This window comes from Weissella sp. DD23, assembly GCF_001579105.1.
In the GTDB taxonomy this organism is placed as follows: domain Bacteria; phylum Bacillota; class Bacilli; order Lactobacillales; family Lactobacillaceae; genus Weissella; species Weissella cibaria.
Genome location: NZ_KQ970398.1, coordinates 21,421 through 24,167, shown reverse-complemented (window position 1 = coordinate 24,167; position 2,747 = coordinate 21,421). Strand labels below are relative to the sequence as shown.

The window sequence follows — 2,747 nt, the reverse complement described above, 5'->3', positions numbered from 1 at the left end:
ATGTGACTGTCGGCGTTTTTTTGTTGAAAGGGCGTAGCGTGAATTTAAGGTTGCACTAACCGGGCGCTAAGTTTTCGTTAACCAAGGCGACTTATGATGTAGACATCAACTCAACAACGAAAGCACATAATGTCACGGAGGATGAAACAATGAACAATAGCGCAATTGATTATTCACAACTGGTCTATGATGTAAGAATTGGTGACTTTGTTTCGACAGAAAATAATGGTACGGATGCAGATATCCGGCAGTCGGCGTATGCAGATCAGCAAATAACGACGCACACGCCAGCGCCAGTGTATCACCAAGTGACAATGTCGTAAGATGAAACCATTCAAAAAATCTTATGAAACAAATACAAAACGAATCCCGTAACGAAATTAAGCGTTACGGGATTTTTTGTGGCCGGATGCCAACGTGTCGTCGAAAAATGCTCAAAGTTGAACAAAACATGAATTTTGCACCGTAGAAATAAAAAAATCACCACATATTTTCGGACATGGATTTCATATCTCTTCGGTATCATAACGTAACGCTTAGAAAAATTTAGATTTACATGGGGAAATGAAAGAGGGGCAATTATTATGCTGAAAGTACAAGTGCCAGAGGAAAATTTACAAGCAGCATACTTGTTCAATACTGGTCAGTCATATCGTGCGGATAAGTTTTTTGGGATTACGCGGGATAAGGCTGAACTAACATTTCGCGTTTGGGCACCACACGCTAAGGCTGTGCATCTTGCATCAGCGCAGTGTGATTGGATGCCTAGCGAGGCGTTTGCCATGCATCCGTTAGAGGAGACGGGCGTATGGGAAATTACCACAACGGCACTGAAGGAAGGCGATTTATACAAGTACGCTATCGAAACGCCGGCTGGGGACGTGGTCTTACGGACGGATCCGTTTGCCCACGAGTATGAGAAAAAGCCTGGTGTAGCAGCGGTGGTCAACACGTGCCCATACAAGTGGCATGACGGGTTGTATCGTGGTCGCCAAGGTCGCCGTCATAAGTTGAATCAGCCAATTAATATTTATGAAGTGCATATGACATCATGGCGTCGTCACACGGATGGCTCGTATTTATCATATCGCGAACTGGCTGATGAGTTGATTCCGTACGTGAAGCAAATGGGCTACACCCACATCGAAATGTTGCCGATTACGGAACACTTACTTGATATGTCGTGGGGCTATCAATCATACGGGTTCTTCGCGGCAACTTCACGCATGGGTTATCTACAAGATTTGCAATATTTTGTCGACGAAGCACATAAGGCAAACCTTGGGGTGATTCTTGATTTTGTGCCGGGACACTTTATCAAGAACTATGATGCGCTTTATCGCTTTGATGGCACACCGACGTTTGAAGCGGGGGATGTCACGATTGCAGAAAACGTCCGCTGGGGGACATGGAACTTTGATTTGGGTAAGTCACAGGTGCAAAGTTTCCTGATTTCGGCCGCACTTTTCTGGTTGGAGGATGTCCACTTTGACGGTCTTCGAGTTGACGGGGTATCAAACATCATTTACTTGAACCAAGATGCCGGTAAGGAAGATTGGTTCAACGAGCACGGTACGGCGATTGATTATGCAGGTGTCGCATTTCTACAAAAGCTAAATGCCATTATTCATGAACGCGTACCATCGGCTTTGATGTTTGCTGAAGAAGCGACGGCATATCCTGGGGTGACAAAGCCAGAAGGATTAGGCTTTGATTTCAAGTGGAATATGGGGTGGATGCATGACACGCTCGATTTCTTTGAATTGGATTATCTCTATCGCACGGGTGCATTCAATAATTTGACGTTTAGCTTTATGTACACGTTTGACGAACAGTTCACGTTACCACTGTCACACGATGAAGTGGTGCACGGGAAAAAGAGTTTGATGCACAAGATGTTCGGTGATCGCTACAACCAGTTCGCCAATTTGCGGACGATGATGGTTTGGATGATGGCGCATCCGGGCAAGAAACTACGCTTCATGGGGAGCGAATGGGGCCAATTCTTGGAGTGGCGCGATGAAGAAGGGTTGGAATGGCGCGATTTACAGGATGGTATGAACCGGAGTATGCAACACTTCACGGCCGAACTGAACAAACTTTATCGTGATGAACATGCCTTTTGGGCGCAAGATTTTGTACCAGCCGGGGTGAACTTTTCACAAACTGACCAAGGTGCTCAGGGCACGATGGCATTGATGCGTCATGGTAAGAAACCAAGTGACACCATCATTATGGCGATGAATACGTTGCCAGTGCAAAAAGATGATTACCGCGTGATTGTGCCACGCGCCGGTCGCTATGATGTTTTGCTAAACACTGAAGATATTGCCTTTGGTGGGACTTGGCAACATATTCCAACAGACTACGAAGCCTTCTTGGTAGGTGATCACTATGAAATTTCAGTGATTTTGCCAGCGACGGGGGCACTGATTATTAAGCAAAAGAAGCAAGTACGGGGAAAAAATAATGGATGATAAAGTAACAGCTTTGATCCTTGCAGGAGGACAAGGAACACGTTTGGGTAAGTTGACGAAAAACTTGGCCAAGCCCGCGGTACCGTTCGGGGGACGTTACCGGATTATTGATTTTACGTTGAGTAACTTGGCCAACTCAAATATCACATCAGTTGGCGTGATTACGCAATATGAACCATACGAATTGAACCAACACATTGGGAACGGCTCGGATTGGGGCTTGAACGTGATGGGTGGCGGTGTTTCGATTTTGCAGCCATACGCCGATGG

At 45.8% G+C, this 2,747-nt stretch carries 3 protein-coding genes; all 3 read left to right on the top strand.

All coding sequences use genetic code 11. From position 1 onward, the window contains the following. Positions 1–149 precede the first annotated feature (149 nt). Positions 150–323: a hypothetical protein gene (locus WEIDD23_RS13185; protein WP_010373903.1), complete on the top strand. Its 174-nt coding sequence runs from the start codon at positions 150–152 to the stop codon at positions 321–323. A 261-nt stretch (positions 324–584) separates the two neighbouring features. Continuing rightward, positions 585–2,477 carry a 1,4-alpha-glucan branching protein GlgB gene (glgB, locus tag WEIDD23_RS10465; RefSeq protein WP_010373901.1) on the top strand — a complete coding sequence of 631 codons (1,893 nt, stop codon included), beginning with the start codon at positions 585–587 and terminating at the stop codon, positions 2,475–2,477. Beyond that, positions 2,470–2,747 (top strand): sugar phosphate nucleotidyltransferase (locus tag WEIDD23_RS10460; protein ID WP_156469633.1); only part of this gene is annotated, 278 nt, incomplete at its 3' end. The genes glgB and WEIDD23_RS10460, both read left to right, overlap by 8 nt.

What these genes read in the sequence shown, in the direction of transcription:
- glgB (WP_010373901.1), top strand. Translation starts at nt 585, where the DNA reads ATGCTGAAAGTACAAGTGCCAGAGGAAAATTTACAAGCAGCATACTTG.
- WEIDD23_RS13185 (WP_010373903.1), top strand. Translation starts at nt 150, where the DNA reads ATGAACAATAGCGCAATTGATTATTCACAACTGGTCTATGATGTAAGA.